Raw genomic sequence first — 18,267 nt, 5'->3', positions numbered from 1 at the left:
AAATATGTCTTATACAGATCGGGTAAAGGATGAGCTGGTCAGGTATGAAAATAGAAGTTATGAAGAACAGCTTGCAGAGTTGGCAGCACTTATCAGAATGAATGGTTCTATTCAGATTTCCGAAAGGCACCTTGCTGTCAAAATAAAGATTTACCATGGCAATCTCGCCAGAAGAATTTTTTCTCTGATAAAAGAAAGGTTTGGCTTTAATATAGAAATTATTGTACGTCAGAACAGGAAATTTAACCGCAAACACAGCTATGAACTGATTCTGACACCACAGCCTGGAATAAGGGAATTTCTGCTTGAACTTGGATTTTTGAATCCCAAAAATAATCTTATTTTCCGCATAAAGGAAGAATATCTCAAAAACAGAAAGCTGGCCCAGGCATATCTGAGAGGCATCTTTTTGGGGGGAGGTTCTATAAATAGCCCTAAAAGCGAATATCATTTGGAATTTAGATGTGAGAGAAGCAGTCTGTCCGATGACCTTATCGATTTGCTGAAAAAATTTGAATTAAACCCACATCAGACCGAACACAAAGAAAATTATGTAATATATTTCAAAAACTATGAGGAAATTGTCAAAATTTTGAATATTATTGGTGCTCATAAGGCACTGCTTGATATGGAAAATATTCAGATTGTTAAACAGGTAAAAAATGATGTCAATAGAAAGGTGAATTTTGAAACAGCAAATCTTGAAAAAACAGTTTCTGCTGCCACAGATCAGCTGGAAAATATAAAACTTATTGAAAACAAAAAGGGACTGAATGTTTTAAGTAGAAGCTTAAAGGAGATTGCAGAGCTGAGGAAAGAAAATCCGTATGCAAGTCTTAAAGAACTTGGAGAAAAATTAGATTTAAGTAAATCAGGGGTTAATCATAGATTTAGACGTTTAAAAAAATTAGCGGACGAAATTCGGGGGTAATGATAATGGAACTTGATTTTAATCTCCAGATGGAACAACAGCAAAAATTAGTAATGACTCCCAGCCTGCAGATGGCGATTGAACTCCTGCAGTATTCAGGCCAGGAGCTTAATGAATATGTGGAAGAAGAACTTCAGGAAAATCCAATGCTTGATCGAGAAGAAGTAAATATAGACGATCATTTTGAAGCAAGGATTAGAAATCAGTATCAGAATTTTTCCGGAAATAATTTTTCTGGTGAAGATGAAGAAAGAGATTACAGTTTTGAAAATATGGTTCAGTATAGACCAGATCTTTATGAACATTTAGAAAATCAGCTTTTTGAAGTAATTTCACCTTCAGAAATCAGTATAGGCAGATATATAATAGGAAATTTAAATGAAAGTGGTTTTTTAGAAGAAGATCTAGACAGCATAAGTAAAAAACTGAATGAAAGCAGAGAGAAGGTGGGAAAAGTTCTCTCTGCAGTACAAAATTTAGATCCTTCGGGAATTGGGGCAAGAGATCTACAGGAAAGTCTTCTTATACAGCTGAACAATTCTATGTTTGATACAGATTTGGCTGAAAAAATTATTAGAGATTATTTTGAAGAACTAACAGAACAGAGGTATGAAGATATTATCTCTTCATTAGAAGAAAGTTCTGAAGATATATGGGCTGCACTAAACCTGATCAGCACTCTGGATCCAGCTCCAGGTAAGCAGCTCACTCAGGAAAAGGAACCTGAATATATAATACCGGATATTATTGTTAAAGAGATAAAAGATGATTATGTGATAATTTTAAATGAAAAAGCAAGCCCAACTCTCCGCATAAATCCGATGTATTTTCAAATGATGAAAGAAAAAAATGACAGTGAAACCGCAGAATTTTTGGAGAAAAAATATAAGTCAGCACTCTGGCTGATAAAAAGTATTGAACAGAGGAGGATGACTGTTTATAGACTTTCAAGGGCAATTGTAGAACGGCAGAAAGAATTTTTTGATAAAGGAATTGAATTTCTAAAAACAATGACCATGGATGAGATTGCAGAAATTATCGATATGCACGAATCAACTGTCAGCAGAGCAGCCAGCGGTAAATATATGCAGACACCCAGAGGTCTGTTCAGCCTTAAATTTTTTTTCTCCAGTGGTATTAATGGAATTTCCTCTCACAGCATAAAGGCTATTATCCGCAAATATATAGAAGCAGAAGATCCAGAATCTCCTCTCAGTGATTCTAAACTATCAGATTTAATTTCACATAATGAAAATCTGGATCTTAATAGAAGGACACTGGCTAAATATAGAAATGAAATGGGAATTGCCTCTTCACGTAAAAGAAAAAAGAAATATAAGCATCCTTAATAGATTTTTAATGCTGATAATAAAATTTTTTTGATATCTAGGCAGGAATTATTAGATTACTATAGAATATATTATTGTAGGTGAATAAATGGAAGTTTGATTTCCAAGTCTGTTTTTATCATTATCGGGACATTTTTGTTCCATTTGGTCAAAATCGTTCCAACACGGAGGATTATTATGAAAAAGCTTTTCAAAATTCAGGAAAAAATAGTACCTGAAATAGTAGAAACTGCACAAATACGTTATAATATACTTAGAAGTATTTATTATCATCAGCCTGTTGGTAGAAGGGCACTTGCTCATATGCTTGATTTAAGTGAAAGAAAGGTAAGAAATGATCTCGAATTCTTTGAAAAAAATTATTTTATAAGAATTACTCCTGCTGGTACACAGATTACTAGAACTGGGGAAGAATTTTTGGTAGAATTAGATGAGTACATTAAAGAATTGCGAGATATTAAAAATTTGGAACAAAAACTTGAAAAGATGCTGGGCTTAAAAAAAGTTAAACTTGTTAATGGAGCTGTATCAGAAACTGACCGAAAAGTAGAAATAGGCAGGTTGGCAGCACAGCTGCTTCAGGAAGAAATTAAAAATGGAGATATACTGGCAGTTACTGGGGGGACAACACTGGCAGAAGTTGCAGCACGTATGGACAGCAGACAGGAAGTTAGTGATGTGCTTGTTGTTCCCGGCAGAGGTGGTCTTGGTGAAGATGTTGAAATACAGGCAAATACCATTGCCGCTGAGATTGCCAAAAAACTTGGCGGTAGTTATTATCTTTTACATGTCCCTGACAATATTGCTGAGGAAAATTTTTCTCGGATTTGTCATGAACCCAGCATACAGAAAACACTGCAGATTTTAAAAAAAGCAAATATATTGATACATGGAGTAGGCAGTGCTGAAGATATGGCTGTCCGCAGAGGATTAAGCAGAGAAGAAATCGATTTTCTCACTGCTGAAAGAGCTGTCAGTGAAGCTTTTGGCTTTTATTTCGACAGTTCGGGGAAAATTGTTTATTCAACTGCTAGTGTTGGTCTAACCCTGGAGGATTTAAAAGATATAGAGACAGTTATAGTTGTTGCTGGAGGAGAAAATAAAGCTGAAGCAATTCTTGCAGCAGTTTCACCACAGTATCAGGATATATTAATTACAGATGAAGTAACGGCCAGGAAAATTATCAGGCTAAAAGGAGGTGAGGTCTGAAAAGTATCCGTTGTTTTTAGATCAGCTTATTAAACAGTAGAAAGTGATTACTTTTTAATTAATTATTTTGAAGGAGGAAGATAATAGATGAGTGTAAAAGTTGCGATTAATGGATTTGGTCGAATTGGAAGGGCTGCTTTAAGAAGTTCATTTAACAATCCTGAGGTGGAGTTTGTAGCAATTAATGATCTGGTTGAACCCAGAATTCTTGCATATCTGCTGAAATATGACAGCAGTCAGGGCAGATTTGATGCTGAAGTAGATTTTACTGATAATAGTATTATAGTTGATGGTAAGGAAATTAAAGTTTTTGCAGAAAAAAATCCTGCCGAGCTTCCCTGGGGAGAAAATGGTGTAGAAATTGTAATTGAATCTACAGGGTTATTTACTGATGCAAATGATGCTAAAAAACATATTGAAGCAGGGGCAAAAAAAGTTATAATCTCGGCACCTGCCAAAAATGAAGATCTGACAATAGTACTTGGTGTAAATGATGACAAATATGATCCAGAAAAACATAATGTTGTATCCAATGCTTCCTGTACAACAAACTGTCTGGCACCTGTGGCAAAGGTACTGAATGATAAATTTGGAATAGAAAAGGGTTTAATGACAACAATTCACTCTTATACAACAAGTCAGAACATTCTTGATGGTCCATATGCCTGGAAGAAGATTACAAGAGGGAGAGCAGCTGCAGAAAATATTGTACCAACAACTACTGGAGCCGCAAAAGCTGTTACATTAGTACTACCTGAACTTGACGGCAAACTTGATGGTATGGCAGTTCGTGTTCCCACACCTACCGGATCTCTGGTAGATATGGTTGTGGATTTAGAAGAAGATGTTACAGTTGAAGATATAAATAAAGCTATGAAAGAAGCGGCTGAAGGACCTATGCAGGGAATTCTTGGTTATACTGAAGAACCACTTGTATCCCGCGATTATATTGGAGATTCCCGTTCTTCTATCTATGATGCAAACCACACACGTATTATTCAGGGTAATCAGGTTAAAATCTTATCCTGGTATGACAATGAGTGGGGTTATGCCAGTCGTGTAATTGACCTGGCAGTTAAAATGAAGAAATTAGGATTATAATAATTACAATCTGAATTTTAGTAATAATAAAATAGTCTGCTCTGGGTTAGCAAAATAATTCAGAGCAGGTTATTGTTGATTCTGATTTCTATTGATCAGTTTTGCAGGGGGTATAAAGATGAAAAAAACACTTAAAGACATAGATTTTAAAGGAAAAAAAGTTCTTGTTAGAGTTGATTTTAATGTTCCGTTGAAAGATGGAAAAGTTGCAGATAAAACAAGAATTGAAGCAGCGCTTCCAACAATAGAATATTTGATTAGGGAAGATGCTAAAGTACTGCTTATCTCTCATCTGGGTCGACCAGGGGGAGAGGTTAAAGAGGAACTTCGTATGGACCCGGTGGCAAAAGAACTGGCTAATTTGCTGAATAAAGAAGTTAAAAAAGCCGATGACTGTATTGGTGAAGAAGTTAAAAAAGCTGTTGATAGGCTGAAAAATGGTGAAGTTTTAGTCTTAGAAAACAGCCGCTTCCATGCCGGTGAAAAGGCAAATGATCCCGAATTTGCAAAAGAACTTGCTTCCCTTGCAGATGTATATGTAAATGATGCTTTTGGAGCTGCCCATAGAGCTCATGCTACTACAGTGGGAGTTGCAGAGTATTTACCAGCTGCTGCAGGTTTTTTAATGCAGAGGGAGTTAAATGCCTTAGGTAAAGTAATGGAAAATCCAGTCAGTCCTTTTGTGGCAATTATGGGTGGAGCCAAAGTTTCTGATAAAATTGATGTAATCAAAAACTTAATTAATAAAGTAGATAAATTAATTGTTGCTGGTGGAATAGCCAATACTTTTCTGCTGGCAAAAGGTTATGAAGTTGGAGATTCTCTGGTTGAGGCTGATAAAGTTGAATTAGCTAAAGAATTGATGGCTGAAGCTGAAGAAAAAGGAGTAGATATTGTACTTCCAGTTGATGTGGTAATTGCTGATGATTTTTCTAATGATGCAGATACAAAGATAGTTTCTGTTAAGGAAGTTCCTGCTGGATGGCAAATTTTAGACTGTGGCGGTCCTAAAAGTTTAGAAAATTATAAAGAAATTATTAAGAACGCAAAAACTGTTATCTGGAATGGCCCACTTGGAGTGTTTGAAATGGAAAAATTTGCTCATGGGACTATTGAATTAGCAAAGGCTCTTGCTGAATCAGAAGCTCATTCAGTAATTGGTGGTGGAGATTCTGCTGCTGCAATAAATCAGGCTGGGGTAGCTGATAAGATGAGTCACATTTCCACTGGAGGAGGAGCTTCTTTAATGTTTTTTGAAGGGAAAAAGCTCCCCGGTGTAGAGGCTTTGGATGAAGTGGAAACTTCTGATATTAGCGAATAGGAGGGTTATATAAATGCGTAAACCATTTATTGCTGGCAACTGGAAAATGAATAAAAATATTGATGAGGCAGAAAAGCTTGTGAGAGCTCTAAAAGAAAAGGTTAAATCTGTAGATAATGTTGAAATTGGAGTATATCCTACTTCTCTGTGTCTGGCAAAAGTAAAAGAAATTCTTATAGACAGCAATATAAAGACCGGTGCTCAGAATATATACTGGGAAGATTCTGGTGCTTTTACCGGTGAAATATCAGCCAAAATGCTGGCTGATATGGGAGTAGAATATACAATTGTTGGCCATTCCGAAAGAAGACAGTATTTTGATGAAAATGATCAAGATGTAAATAGAAAAGTTAAATCTGCTTTTGAAAACGGCATAAAACCAATTATCTGTGTTGGTGAAACACTTTCCGAAAGAAAAGCAGAAGAAACTGAAGATAAAGTTAAATTTCAGGTAAGAGCTGCTCTGGCAGGTTTAACAGATGAACAGGTAGAACAGGCAGTTATTGCCTATGAACCAATCTGGGCTATTGGTACTGGTGAGACCGCTTCTGCAGAGGAAGCCAACCGTGTAATTGGTGTTATCAGAGAAAGCATCAGAAGAGATTTTTCAGAGGCAGCTGATAAGATTCGAATTCAGTATGGTGGTAGTGTAAAACCACATAATGTTGAAGAAATTATGGCTCAGGAAGAAATAGATGGTGCGCTTGTTGGTGGTGCAAGTTTGTCGGCAGATTCTTTTGCAGAGATAATTACAAAAACATCTAAACTATATAAATAAGACAAATAAGCCTATAATTTAATAAGGCTATAAGGAGGTTGAGCTGATGGAAAGACCAAAACCCCTGGCTCTGATAATCATGGATGGGCTTGGGATAAATGAAAATGCAGTAGGTAATGCAGTATATCAAGCTGACACAGAATATTTAGATAAGCTGAAATCAGAATATCCACATGCATTTCTGCATGCTTCAGGAGAAAAGGTCGGCCTGCCTGAAGGACAGATGGGCAATTCTGAGGTAGGGCATCTAAATCTTGGTGCAGGAAGAATAGTCTATCAGGACTATACAAGAATCAATAAGGCTGTGGAGAACGGAGAACTACTGGCAAATGAAGTTCTCCAAAAAGCAGTTCAGCATGCTAAAGATAATAATAGTGCACTTCACTTAATGGGACTTTTATCTGATGGAGGTGTACACAGCCACATAAAGCACCTTTTTGGTCTGATAGAAATGGCAGATAAAGCAGATGTAGAAAAAGTATATATTCATCCAATACTTGACGGCAGGGATACACCTCCCAAAAGTGGAGTTTCTTACCTAAAAGATCTGCAGGCTGAATTAGATAAAGTTGGTACAGGGAAAATTGCAACAGTCAGCGGCAGATATTATACAATGGATAGGGACAATCGGTGGGAGAGAACTCAAAAAGCATATAATGCATTAGTCCTCGGACAGGGAATTAAAAACGAAGATGCTGTCAAAGTGGTAGAAGATTCTTATGCTGAGGGAGTAAATGATGAATTTGTTGAACCTGCTGTTATAATAGAAAACGGCAGACCTGTAGGTAGAATAATGGATCACGATTCTGTTATTTTCTTTAATTTCCGGGCAGATAGGGCCAGACAGATTACCAGGGCTTTAAAAATAGATGAATTTGATGGATTTAAAAGGCCGGCAGAACATCCTTCAGATCTCTATTATGTCTGTATGACAGAATATGATGAAGAATTCGATCTCCCGGTTGCTTTTCCTCCTTCATCAATAGAAGATGGTCTGGGAGAAGTGCTGAGCAGAGCCGGTTTAAAACAGCTGCGTATTGCTGAAACAGAGAAATATGCTCATGTAACATTTTTCTTCAATGGTGGAATTGAAGTGCCATATGAAAATGAGGATAGAATTCTTGTTCCATCACCTAAAGTTGCAACATATGATTTAAAACCAGAGATGAGTGCATATGAAGTTAAAGATAATCTGTTAGAACAGATTGAAAAAGATAAATATGATTTTATTGTACTCAACTTTGCCAATCCGGATATGGTTGGACACACAGGATTTTTTGATGCTGCAGTTAAAGCAGTAGAAACTGTAGACAGGTGTTTATCTGAGATTGTTCCAGCTATTTTAGCTAAAGGTGGTCAGGCACTGATTACTGCTGACCACGGCAACAGTGAAAAAATGTTTGATGAAGAAGGTGGAGCATTTACAGCACATACTTCCAATATTGTACCTCTTATCTATGCAGGTGGTCCTAAAAATAAAGTTATTAAATCAGGAAAACTGGCCGATATTGCACCTACTGTACTGGAGATATTTGGAATTGAAAAACCGAAAGCAATGACAGGAGAATCATTACTGTATGATGACAAATAGGGAGGTAATTAGAATATGATAGATACAACAATTTTAGATGTTTATGCCCGTGAAATACTTGATTCACGTGGTAATCCAACTGTTGAGGTTGATGTAGTATTAGAAGACGGAATAATGGGCAGAGCAGCAGTTCCATCTGGAGCTTCTACAGGGGCTCATGAGGCAGTTGAATTAAGAGATGGTGGAGAACGCTATCTCGGTAAAGGAGTAGAAGATGCGGTAGAAAATGTTAACTCAATTATTGCTCCGGAACTTGTCGGATATGACGCAAGAGATCAGATTGAAATAGATAATTTGATGCGAGAACTTGACGGTACTGAAAACAAAAGCAAACTTGGTGCAAATGCAATACTGGGTGTATCAATGGCCGTTGCCAAAGCAGCTGCAGCTGCTACAGGTACATTTCTTTTCAATTATATTGGTGGTATGAATGCACATACACTGCCAGTACCGATGATGAATATACTTAATGGTGGAGAACATGCTGACAATAATGTTGATCTGCAGGAATTTATGATTATGCCTGTTGGTGCACTGAGCTTTCGCGAGGCATTGAAGATGGGAGCAGAGGTTTACCACAACCTTAAAAAAGTATTACAGGAAAGAGGTCTGGGCACAGGTGTAGGAGATGAAGGTGGATTTGCTCCAGATTTAGAATCAAATGAAGCTGCTCTGGAAGTGATTGTCAAGGCTATTGAAAAAGCAGGTTATATTTCTGGAGAAGATTTCTTAATTGCACTTGATCCTGCAGCATCAGAGTTTTATGAAGATGGTAAATATGTGCTTAAAGGAGAAGGGGTAGAAAAGACTTCTGAAGAGATGATAGATTTTTATGCAGATTTGATTGAAAAATATCCAATTATATCAATTGAGGATGGGCTTGCTGAAGATGACTGGGAAGGTTTTAGTAAAATGACAGAAAGATTAGGAGACCGACTGCAGATAGTTGGTGATGACCTTTATGTCACTAATACTGAAAGATTGAGTAGAGGTATTAAGGAAAAAGCGAGCAATTCCATTCTTATAAAAGTAAATCAGATTGGAACTTTAACTGAAACCCTGGAAACAATAGAAATGGCAACAAGAGCAGGATTTACTTCTATTGTGTCACATCGCTCTGGTGAGACAGAAGATGTAACAATTGCAGATTTAGTTGTGGCAATGAATACTGGGCAGATTAAAACAGGTGCTCCTGCTCGTTCGGAAAGAGTTGCTAAATATAATCAGTTAATGAGAATTGAAGAACTGCTGGGAGATGCAGCAGAATATGCCGGGAGAGATGCGTTTTTTAATTTAAAGTAATGCAGTTTCGGCAGCATAAATTTAATGATCTAAACTTGGAGGAGACATTAGCAGTGTTTCCTCTTTTTTATTAAAATTGTCAGATTCATCAGAAATGATTTCTCTTATGTAGATATTATGTGTTTAAATTGGAATGTTGCAGGGGAGAATATTTGTGAAAAAATCATATTTTATCTTTTATGGAGAGTTAAATGATTTTTTTAAGAAAAATCTCGGAAAAGAGCCTTGATAAATTCTGTGTATGTATTAAGGAGCGGTATTTAGAATGATGGCAAATTTTTATAATATTGACCTCGGTACAGCAGTAAGCAGAATACAGGGCAGACTGGAAAAATTCATTTTGAATCTTTAATTCATCCATCAATATTTAGAATAATTAGAATTGTTTTTTCTTTTAATCATTATTGTTTTTTTATTAACAGTATGTTAAAATGAAATACGTGTTAGACCATATATATAAAATAATAAGGAGTTTTCTCATTTTTTAGATTATGCCGCAAAAAATCTGGGGGAAACTCCTTAAAGTAATAGATTTTACTTAATCACTGGAGGTGAAATATCAGGTGCTGGTTTTAAAAATCTTTCATTTAATAGTGGCCATTGCTGTTATAGTAGGTGTTTTGCTTCAATCTGGAAAAAGTGCAGGTCTCTCCGGTGCAATTGATGGGGGAGCTTCAACATTTTTTGGTAAATCACAAAAAGGTTTAGAATCGAAATTGAGCAAGTTCACAGCAGGTGCAGCGATTGTGTTTATGATCAATTCACTTATACTTGCAGTTCTTTAAATAATAATGTGCTAAATAAATAAGTTAATTATATAATTTCGAATAAGGAGGTTAGTGCATGAGTTTTTACACACCCCTGGCCGGATTAATTGCACTGGTATTTGCATTTTTTCTGGCAGGAAAAGTTAATAGAGCAGAAGTGGGTAATGAAAGGATGGCCGAGATATCTAATGACATCAATGAAGGGGCCATGGCATTTCTTGGTCGTGAATACAAAATGTTATCTATTTTTGTTATCATTGTAGCAGTTATCATGACATTTGTACCAAGTCTGGGATGGCAGACAGCTCTGTCGTTTGTCGTAGGCGCTATTTTTTCTGCCCTAGCCGGATTTATTGGTATGCAGATTGCTACTAAATCTAATGCCAGAACTACTAATGCAGCACAGACAGGGCTCAATGAAGCTCTTACTGTTGCTTTTTCAGGTGGTTCTGTTATGGGTATGTCTGTTGTTGGTTTAGGAACATTAGGTCTGGGAATTCTTTACATATTTTTTGCAGATAATGTGGAATTCTTAAGAGGCTTTGCGTTTGGAGCCAGTTCTATTGCACTGTTTGCACGTGTTGGTGGTGGAATTTATACTAAAGCTGCTGATGTTGGTGCTGATTTGGTTGGAAAAATAGAAGCGGGTATTCCAGAAGATGATCCCCGCAATCCGGCTGTTATCGCTGATAATGTTGGTGATAATGTTGGTGATGTTGCCGGAATGGGAGCCGATCTTTTTGAATCATATGTTGGTTCAATTGTAGCTGCGATGACATTAGGTGTAACACCATCTATTGCAGAAAAGCTGGGAGTTAGTACACCGGTTAATCTTGTTATGCTGCCGATGCTGCTTGCTGCTGTAGGGATTATTGCTTCTATTATTGGAACAAGATTTGTTAAAGCCAAGGAAGGTGTAAATCCTGCTAAAGCTTTAGAAAGAGGATCAATCAGTGCTGCAGTAATAACAATAATTGGTGCATATTTTTTGGTTAATTTACTTATTGGTAATATGGGAGTATTTTTTGCTATTATTGCTGGTTTAATTGCAGGTACAATTATAGGTCGCATTACTGAATATTATACTTCTGAACATTATAAGCCTGTACAGCATATAGCAAGACAGTCACAGACAGGTACTGCTACTAATATTATAAGTGGTCTTTCTGTAGGTATGAGAAGTACTATGCTTCCAATACTTGTCATTGCAGCTGCTATTTTTATTGCTTTTAAATTTGGCGGTTTATATGGAATTGCAATGGCTGCTGTAGGTATGTTATCAACTACTGGTATCACTCTTTCTGTAGATGCTTATGGTCCAATTGCAGATAATGCAGGTGGAATTGCAGAAATGGCTGAACTTGATGCCAGTGTTAGAGATATTACAGATAAACTTGATTCAGTAGGTAATACAACTGCTGCTATTGGAAAAGGATTTGCTATTGGTTCAGCTGCACTGACAGCACTGTCACTGTTTGCTGCTTTTTCAGAAGCAGTTGGACTGCAGAATATTAGTTTAACAAATCCACAGGTAATTATTGGACTCTTTATTGGTGCAATGCTTCCATTTCTATTTTCTGCGATTACCATGGAAGCTGTTGGTAAAGCTGCAGGAGAAATGATCGAAGAAGTAAGACGACAGTTTAGAGAAATGCCGGGTATTATGGAAGGCACTCAAAAGCCTGACCACAGAAAATGTGTTGATATCAGTACAACAGCTGCCTTAAAAGAAATGGTGGTACCAGGACTTTTAGCTGTTGTTGTACCTGTAGTCGTTGGCCTGTGGGATGTACAGGCACTTGGAGGATTACTGGCAGGTTCACTTTCATCAGGAGTGCTGCTTGCAATTATGATGGCCAATGCCGGTGGTGCCTGGGATAATGCCAAAAAATATATAGAGTCAGGTCATTTTGGTGGAAAGGGAACAGAGACACATGCGGCTTCTGTAGTTGGAGATACAGTTGGAGATCCTTTTAAAGATACTTCTGGTCCATCTCTTAATATTCTCATCAAATTAATGACTATTGTTTCACTTGTATTTGCACCATTATTCATGTAAAATTAATATAGTAGTTAAACAATTTTTACCCCCCTTTAAGTAGAGTTTGCTGCTGTTTAGGGGGGTTTTTGGAAGTTAAATACTATATTATAGTTTTCGGAAAGGTAGTGAAATTGATGCCGCAAAGAGAAGATAAAATGTGTTTTGCCTGTGGAGAAGAAAATCCTATCTCATTGGGCTTAAAGTTCAAAAAAATTGATAAAAATACTGTAGAAGCAGAATTTGTACCGGGAAAACTTTATCAGGGATATGATGGTATTATGCACGGTGGACTTGTATCCACACTACTGGATGAGGCAATGGCATATGCGGTTGGTGCCCGGGGAGTATCAGCCTTTACAGCTGAAATAAAAGTTCGCTTTAAAAAAGCTGTTAAGATAGGAGAAAAAATTAAAATAACAGGTTTTTATAGGGACTGTTACAGTAAATCTATTGGAACCATTCATTTTACTGAAGCAGAAATAAAAGATGAAGCAGGAAAAGTAAAGGCAAAGGCTGAAGCAAAATTTATGGAGGAAAAAGAGATTTAATTTTAACAGAGCAATAAGGAGGGTAATTAATTTATGAAGAGAGAAGAAGCTTTGAATTTAATGAAGGAAAATATTAAACAGAAGAATTTACAGAAACACTGTCTCGCTGTTGAAGCTGTAATGGGTCGATTAGCAGAGTATTTTGACCAAGATAAAGAAAAGTGGAAATTAGCTGGTTTATTGCATGATATTGACTATGAAGAAACTGCAGATGAGCCTGAAAAACACAGTTTAATTGGTGCAGATATGTTAGGTGAGATGGGAATTGAAGATGATATTGTTGAGGCAGTTAGGGCACATAATGGCATGCATGAGCTGCCGCGAAATACCCTGATGGCCAAAGCACTATATGCAAGTGATCCACTTACAGGTTTAATAGTTGCTTCTGCACTTATACATCCAGACAAAAAACTTTCAGCCCTTGATACAGAATTTATTATGAACCGCTATGGAGAAAATTCTTTTGCAAAAGGTGCAGATAGGGATGTTATTGCTTCCTGCAAAGAAATGGATCTGGAACTGGAAGAATTTATTGAATTATCTCTGGAAGGAATGCAGAATATTTCTGATGAACTGGGGCTATAAGTTCTGTCTATTTTTTGCTTACAAAAAGATTGGGGATGATTATTAATGAGTGCCAGAAAAGAACTGTTATCACATCTGCGAAAAAATGTTCACCGTCCAATCAGCAGAGAGGAAATATATAAAGAGTTTGATATATCCAAAGACCAAAAATTAATTTTTGATGAACTAATATCAGAACTTCTAAATGAAGGTCTGCTTTACAAAAATTCATCTGGACAGTATGGAGTTCCAGAAAAATTTGATCTAATAGGTGGAAGAGTAGAAAAAATAGCATCAGGTAATGGATTTTTAATTCCTGATGATCCAGAACAGGAAGATATATTTATAGCTTCCGAAAATATGAATGGCGCCATGCATAATGATAAAGTATTTGTTCATCTTATTCGTTCAAGGAGGGGTAAAAATAAAGAAGGAGAAATTGCAGAAATAATTGAAAGAGTGAACAAAAAAGTTGTTGGTAATCTGGAAAAATATAAAAATTATGCTTTTCTCATCCCCGATAATCAGCGAATTTGTAATGATATTTTTATTCCACCTGGAGGTTTAAAAAATGCCAGAGATGGACAAAAAGTAGTAGCAAAAATAAAAAAATGGCCCGAAAAAAACAGGAATCCAGAAGGTGAAATAATAGAAATTCTTGGTTTTAAAGATGAGCCAGGTGTGGATATTGAAGCTATTATACGTCAGCTTGATCTGCCAGGAGATTTTCCTCAGGATGTTCTTTCTGCTGCCGAATCTATACCAGATAAAGTAGATCTTTCTGTTCTCGAAGAAGATGAGGAGCGGGTTGACCTGCGCGATTTAAAACTTGTAACTATTGATGGTGATGATGCAAAAGATCTGGATGATGCTGTTTCTATTGAAAAAATATCTAACAGCACATATCGGCTGGGTGTTCATATAGCAGATGTCAGCCACTATGTACGAGAAGATGAAGTTTTAGACCGTGAAGCATATGAGAGAGGAACAAGCATTTATCTTGTAGACAGGGTTATACCAATGCTCCCACCAAGATTATCTAATGGTATCTGCAGCCTTAATCCGGCTGCTGAAAGATTAACTCTAACAGTATTTATAGATTATAAATTGAGTGGGGAAAATGGTATAGAAGCTGTTGATCATGAAATAATAAAAAGTGTTATCAGATCTAATCACAGGCTGACTTATGATGAAGTTTATGAAATACTTGTTGAGGGAAATAAATCACTAAAAGAAGAATACAGTGATTTTATTGAAGAACTTGAGATAATGAATGATCTGCGCCGCAGATTGCGCAGAAAAAGATTTTCTGAAGGGAGTATTGATTTTAATTTTCCGGAAGTGAAGGTGGAGCTGGACGAAAATGGTAGGCCTGTTGCCTTAAAGAAGAGAAGACATGGTATACCAGAACAGCTGATCGAAGAGTTTATGATTGCAGCAAACGAGGTTGTGGCTGCTGATATGTCGTGGCGGGAAATCCCATTTATTTATCGGGTACATGAACAGCCAGATATTGATCGGATGAAAGAATTCAATGAATTTATCCATAATTTTGGCTATCACCTCAAAGGTGTCAGTAATGGAGTACATCCAAGGGAGCTTCAGGAAATGTTGGAAAAAGTAGATGGTAAATCTGAAGAGCGGATAATTGATACAGTTTTACTTCGTTCTCTAAAAAAAGCTGTTTATTCAGACAAAAATTTAGGCCACTTTGGTCTTGGACTTAATCATTATACCCATTTTACTTCACCAATCAGGAGATATCCCGACCTGATAGCACATCGTATTATTAAGGAGACCATATCAGAAGGATATCTAACTGAAGAGCGTCAGCATGAGCTGGAGCGAAAAATACCAAAAATTGCAGATCACAGTTCTCTTCAGGAGAGAAGGGCCATGGAAGCAGAGCGGGATTCTGTTGATCTTAAAAAGATAGAATTTATGGAAGATAAGGTTGGAGAAGAATTTGAAGGTATTATTAGTGGTATAACAGGATTTGGAATTTTTGTAAAATTAGACAATACTGTTGAAGGGTTGGTACATGTTAGAGAACTTACAGATGATTACTACCATTTTGAAAGTGAACAGTACAGGTTGATCGGGGAAAGAACTAAAAAAATCTACCGTATTGGTGATGAAGTTAAAATAAAAGTTGTAAAAGTTAACAGAGAAGAACGAGAACTTGATTTTGAACTGGTAGAATAAATAAGATAATTACTAATTTATGCTGTATACTGCAGAAAGGAGGAAGAATAATGCCTGGAGATAATATTGAAGTAATTGCAAGAAATAAAAAAGCCAGACATGATTATTATGTAGAAGAAACCTATGAAGCCGGAATAAAACTTAAAGGTACAGAGATTAAATCTATTAGAAACCACAGAGTTAATTTAAAAGACAGTTTTGCTGTGGTTGAAGAAGGAGAAGTGTATCTCTATAACATGCATATTAGCCCATATAAGCAGGGTAATAGATTTAATCATGATCCAGAGCGCAAAAGAAAACTTCTTCTGCACAAAAATGAGATTAGAAAATTGATTGGTTATACCACTCAAAAGGGATATACTCTCATACCACTGAGTATTTATCTTAAAAGAAATATTGCCAAAGTGGAGCTTGCTGTTGCTAAAGGTAAACAAAAATATGATAAGCGGAGAGATATTGCAAAAGAGACGGCAAAAAAGGAAATGGAAAAGGCTTTTAGAAGAAAACAAAAAGGGTTTGACATTTCCTGACCTTTAAGTTATAATAATTATGCTGTAGAAATATTAAATTTATTCAGGGGGTGTTCTGGCTTCGCCTGTATGGTGAACCCTTTAGAAGCGGACCGAGGAGTTCCTTTCACTCGTTAAACACTGGGAACTTAAAATTATCTGCAAACGATAATAATTACGCTTTAGCTGCCGCGTAGGTGGCTAACGCCTGACTGACCCCTGTCTGTGGGGTTAACTCAGGTGTCATATAAAACAGACTAACTGTCTTCTGATGCCTGTAGGAAGACAGGACAATAAACAGGCTTGCAGCAGTAAATCCTGTCTGATGGAGTTGCTGCTGTGAAAATAAAAATCAGACTACGTTCGTAGAAACTACTGGGTGAGCCATACAGTACGTGGGTTCGACTCCCACCACCTCCACCAAAAATTAATATATTTACATATAGAGACCTATTAAGAGGGTCTTTTTTTGTTTTTAAGGATTTAACATTTAGGACATTTGTCCGGTTTTATTCTTACTAATTTTTAGTATTTCAAATTGAACTATTATTTATAGTTTTCAAAATCAAAATATTCAGGATGATATTTTTCTATTAGCTTTCTGCTATGTCGTTTGTTAAAATAAATAAATTGACTAATGATAAAAATTTGACATTACAAAAAGGATTAATAAAAAAAATGTTTAATATAATATGTAGAGAATAAAATGGGTTTAGATTATGGATTTAAAATCTTTGGGAAATAAAATAAATGCAGCAAAAGATCCCTTTATTGAAGGGAAAAGATATTTAGCCATTATTTTGTCTGATTAAATTCGGTTTTAGAAGGATATAATTTAGATATAGATAAAGCTGTTTTGAGCAGAAAGAATTAATACAGAGAAAACTGACAGGATCGCTAATTTAAAACTATAAGAGGTGGAAATAATGAATAATCTTAGGTTGGGTTCAATTATATTAACCAATTCTCTTTTTGACTATTTAACTTCGGCAGCTATTATAATAATTGGATATATATTCATCAAAATATTTGACAGAGTTTTTTTTACTAAAATCTGTCAGCTGGTCGATAGAATATCTTCCTCTTTTTCAGAACTATTTCAGAAAATTATAAAAAAAAGGGGGTATGCACTTTTTTATATTATTCTTTTGTATTTGAGCCTTTCACAGCTTAATATTATGAAGCAAATAAACAGAGTTATTAATAGTATACTGCTGATTCTATCGGTATATTTTACTGTTTTAATTATTATAGATGTGATATTATTTTTCCTAAAAAAATACTGGCGCAAAAAGGTTGTAAATGAAGAGCAGCAGAGGGTGTTTAGTGCTTCAATATTTTTTATCAAGGTGATTATCTGGTTTATAGCACTGCTTTTTATACTTGATAATTTAAATATTGAGATAACAGGTTTAATGACCGGGCTTGGAATTGGAGGTATTGCAGTTGCATTTGCAGCTCAAACTATTCTGGCAGATATTTTTAATTATTTTACAATCTTTTTTGATAAGCCGTTTGATGTAGGTGATTTTATTATTGTGGGAGACTATAAGGGAACAATTGAGCATATAGGAATAAAAACTACGCGGATTAGAAGTCTGAGTGGAGAACAGCTGGTAATTTCCAACACCGACCTTATGAATTCTAGGATAAATAATTATAAGCGGATGCAGAGGAGGAGAATTAATTTTAGCTTTGGAGTTACTTATGATACTCCGTTGGAAAAGTTAAAACAGATACCGGAAATGGTGGAGTCTATCATTAAAGATATAGATAAAACAGAGTTTGTTCGAGCTCACTTTAGTGAATATGGGAACTTCAGTCTTATCCACCAGGTAGTTTATTTTATAAATGACAGTGATTATAAGGTCTATATGGATATCCAGCAAACGATAAACTTCAAATTGAGAGAACTATTTGATCAGTCTGAAATAAGATTTGCCTTCCCTACTCAGACTATTCATTTAGTTGATAAATTATCTGACAGAGAAAATTATTACAGCTCTGATTATAAATCTGCCGATATTAATAAGGAGGGGAGCGAAAATTAA

At 36.0% G+C, this 18,267-nt stretch carries 15 protein-coding genes and 1 other RNA gene; all 16 read left to right on the top strand.

Going from position 1 to position 18,267, the window contains the following annotated elements; all coding sequences use genetic code 11:
• Nucleotides 1-4 precede the first annotated feature (4 nt).
• A complete protein-coding gene (gene whiA, locus DFR78_RS08100) occupies nt 5-931 on the top strand; it encodes a DNA-binding protein WhiA (protein WP_114458334.1) in 927 nt (308 codons plus the stop codon).
• 5 nt (nt 932-936) lie between these two features.
• Entirely contained in the window at nt 937-2,280 is a 1,344-nt protein-coding gene (rpoN, locus tag DFR78_RS08095) for an RNA polymerase factor sigma-54 (protein WP_158531738.1), read from the top strand.
• A gap of 177 nt (nt 2,281-2,457) precedes the next feature.
• Entirely contained in the window at nt 2,458-3,489 is a 1,032-nt protein-coding gene (locus DFR78_RS08090; protein WP_114458332.1) for a sugar-binding transcriptional regulator, read from the top strand.
• Nucleotides 3,490-3,576: 87 nt separating this feature from the next.
• Nucleotides 3,577-4,590: a type I glyceraldehyde-3-phosphate dehydrogenase gene (gap, locus tag DFR78_RS08085; RefSeq protein ID WP_114458331.1), complete on the top strand. Its 1,014-nt coding sequence runs from the start codon at nt 3,577-3,579 to the stop codon at nt 4,588-4,590.
• 118 nt (nt 4,591-4,708) lie between these two features.
• Nucleotides 4,709-5,911 (top strand): phosphoglycerate kinase, encoded by a 1,203-nt coding sequence (gene pgk, locus DFR78_RS08080; protein ID WP_114458330.1) that lies wholly within the window; start codon nt 4,709-4,711, stop codon nt 5,909-5,911.
• 13 nt (nt 5,912-5,924) lie between these two features.
• Nucleotides 5,925-6,689, top strand: coding sequence for a triose-phosphate isomerase (tpiA, locus tag DFR78_RS08075; RefSeq protein ID WP_114458329.1), 765 nt, complete (start codon nt 5,925-5,927; stop codon nt 6,687-6,689).
• Between the two features lie 46 nt (nt 6,690-6,735).
• Nucleotides 6,736-8,280, top strand: a complete 1,545-nt coding sequence (gene gpmI, locus DFR78_RS08070) for a 2,3-bisphosphoglycerate-independent phosphoglycerate mutase (RefSeq protein ID WP_114458328.1) — start codon at nt 6,736-6,738, stop codon at nt 8,278-8,280.
• Between the two features lie 15 nt (nt 8,281-8,295).
• Nucleotides 8,296-9,582 carry a phosphopyruvate hydratase gene (gene eno / locus DFR78_RS08065; protein WP_114458327.1) on the top strand — a complete coding sequence of 429 codons (1,287 nt, stop codon included), beginning with the start codon at nt 8,296-8,298 and terminating at the stop codon, nt 9,580-9,582.
• 563 nt (nt 9,583-10,145) lie between these two features.
• Nucleotides 10,146-10,367: a preprotein translocase subunit SecG gene (gene secG, locus DFR78_RS08060; RefSeq protein ID WP_114458326.1), complete on the top strand. Its 222-nt coding sequence runs from the start codon at nt 10,146-10,148 to the stop codon at nt 10,365-10,367.
• A 58-nt stretch (nt 10,368-10,425) separates the two neighbouring features.
• Nucleotides 10,426-12,408, top strand: coding sequence for a sodium-translocating pyrophosphatase (locus DFR78_RS08055; protein WP_114458325.1), 1,983 nt, complete (start codon nt 10,426-10,428; stop codon nt 12,406-12,408).
• Nucleotides 12,409-12,476: 68 nt separating this feature from the next.
• On the top strand, nt 12,477-12,938 hold the full coding sequence (locus DFR78_RS08050) for a PaaI family thioesterase (protein WP_233487025.1): 462 nt from the start codon (nt 12,477-12,479) through the stop codon (nt 12,936-12,938).
• A 33-nt stretch (nt 12,939-12,971) separates the two neighbouring features.
• Nucleotides 12,972-13,523, top strand: coding sequence for an HD domain-containing protein (locus tag DFR78_RS08045; protein WP_114458324.1), 552 nt, complete (start codon nt 12,972-12,974; stop codon nt 13,521-13,523).
• A gap of 45 nt (nt 13,524-13,568) precedes the next feature.
• On the top strand, nt 13,569-15,707 hold the full coding sequence (rnr, locus tag DFR78_RS08040) for a ribonuclease R (protein ID WP_114458323.1): 2,139 nt from the start codon (nt 13,569-13,571) through the stop codon (nt 15,705-15,707).
• 50 nt (nt 15,708-15,757) lie between these two features.
• Nucleotides 15,758-16,237: an SsrA-binding protein SmpB gene (gene smpB, locus DFR78_RS08035; RefSeq protein ID WP_114458322.1), complete on the top strand. Its 480-nt coding sequence runs from the start codon at nt 15,758-15,760 to the stop codon at nt 16,235-16,237.
• Between the two features lie 46 nt (nt 16,238-16,283).
• Nucleotides 16,284-16,639: a transfer-messenger RNA gene (ssrA, locus tag DFR78_RS08030) on the top strand.
• 503 nt (nt 16,640-17,142) lie between these two features.
• On the top strand, nt 17,143-18,267 hold the full coding sequence (locus tag DFR78_RS08025) for a mechanosensitive ion channel family protein (RefSeq protein WP_114458321.1): 1,125 nt from the start codon (nt 17,143-17,145) through the stop codon (nt 18,265-18,267).

It is taken from the genome of Halanaerobium sp. MA284_MarDTE_T2 (genome assembly GCF_003337245.1).
In the GTDB taxonomy this organism is placed as follows: Bacteria; Bacillota; Halanaerobiia; order Halanaerobiales; family Halanaerobiaceae; genus QPJE01.
The sequence above is the reverse complement of the archived record's forward strand: the minus strand, read 5'-3'. Positions and strand labels throughout refer to the sequence as shown.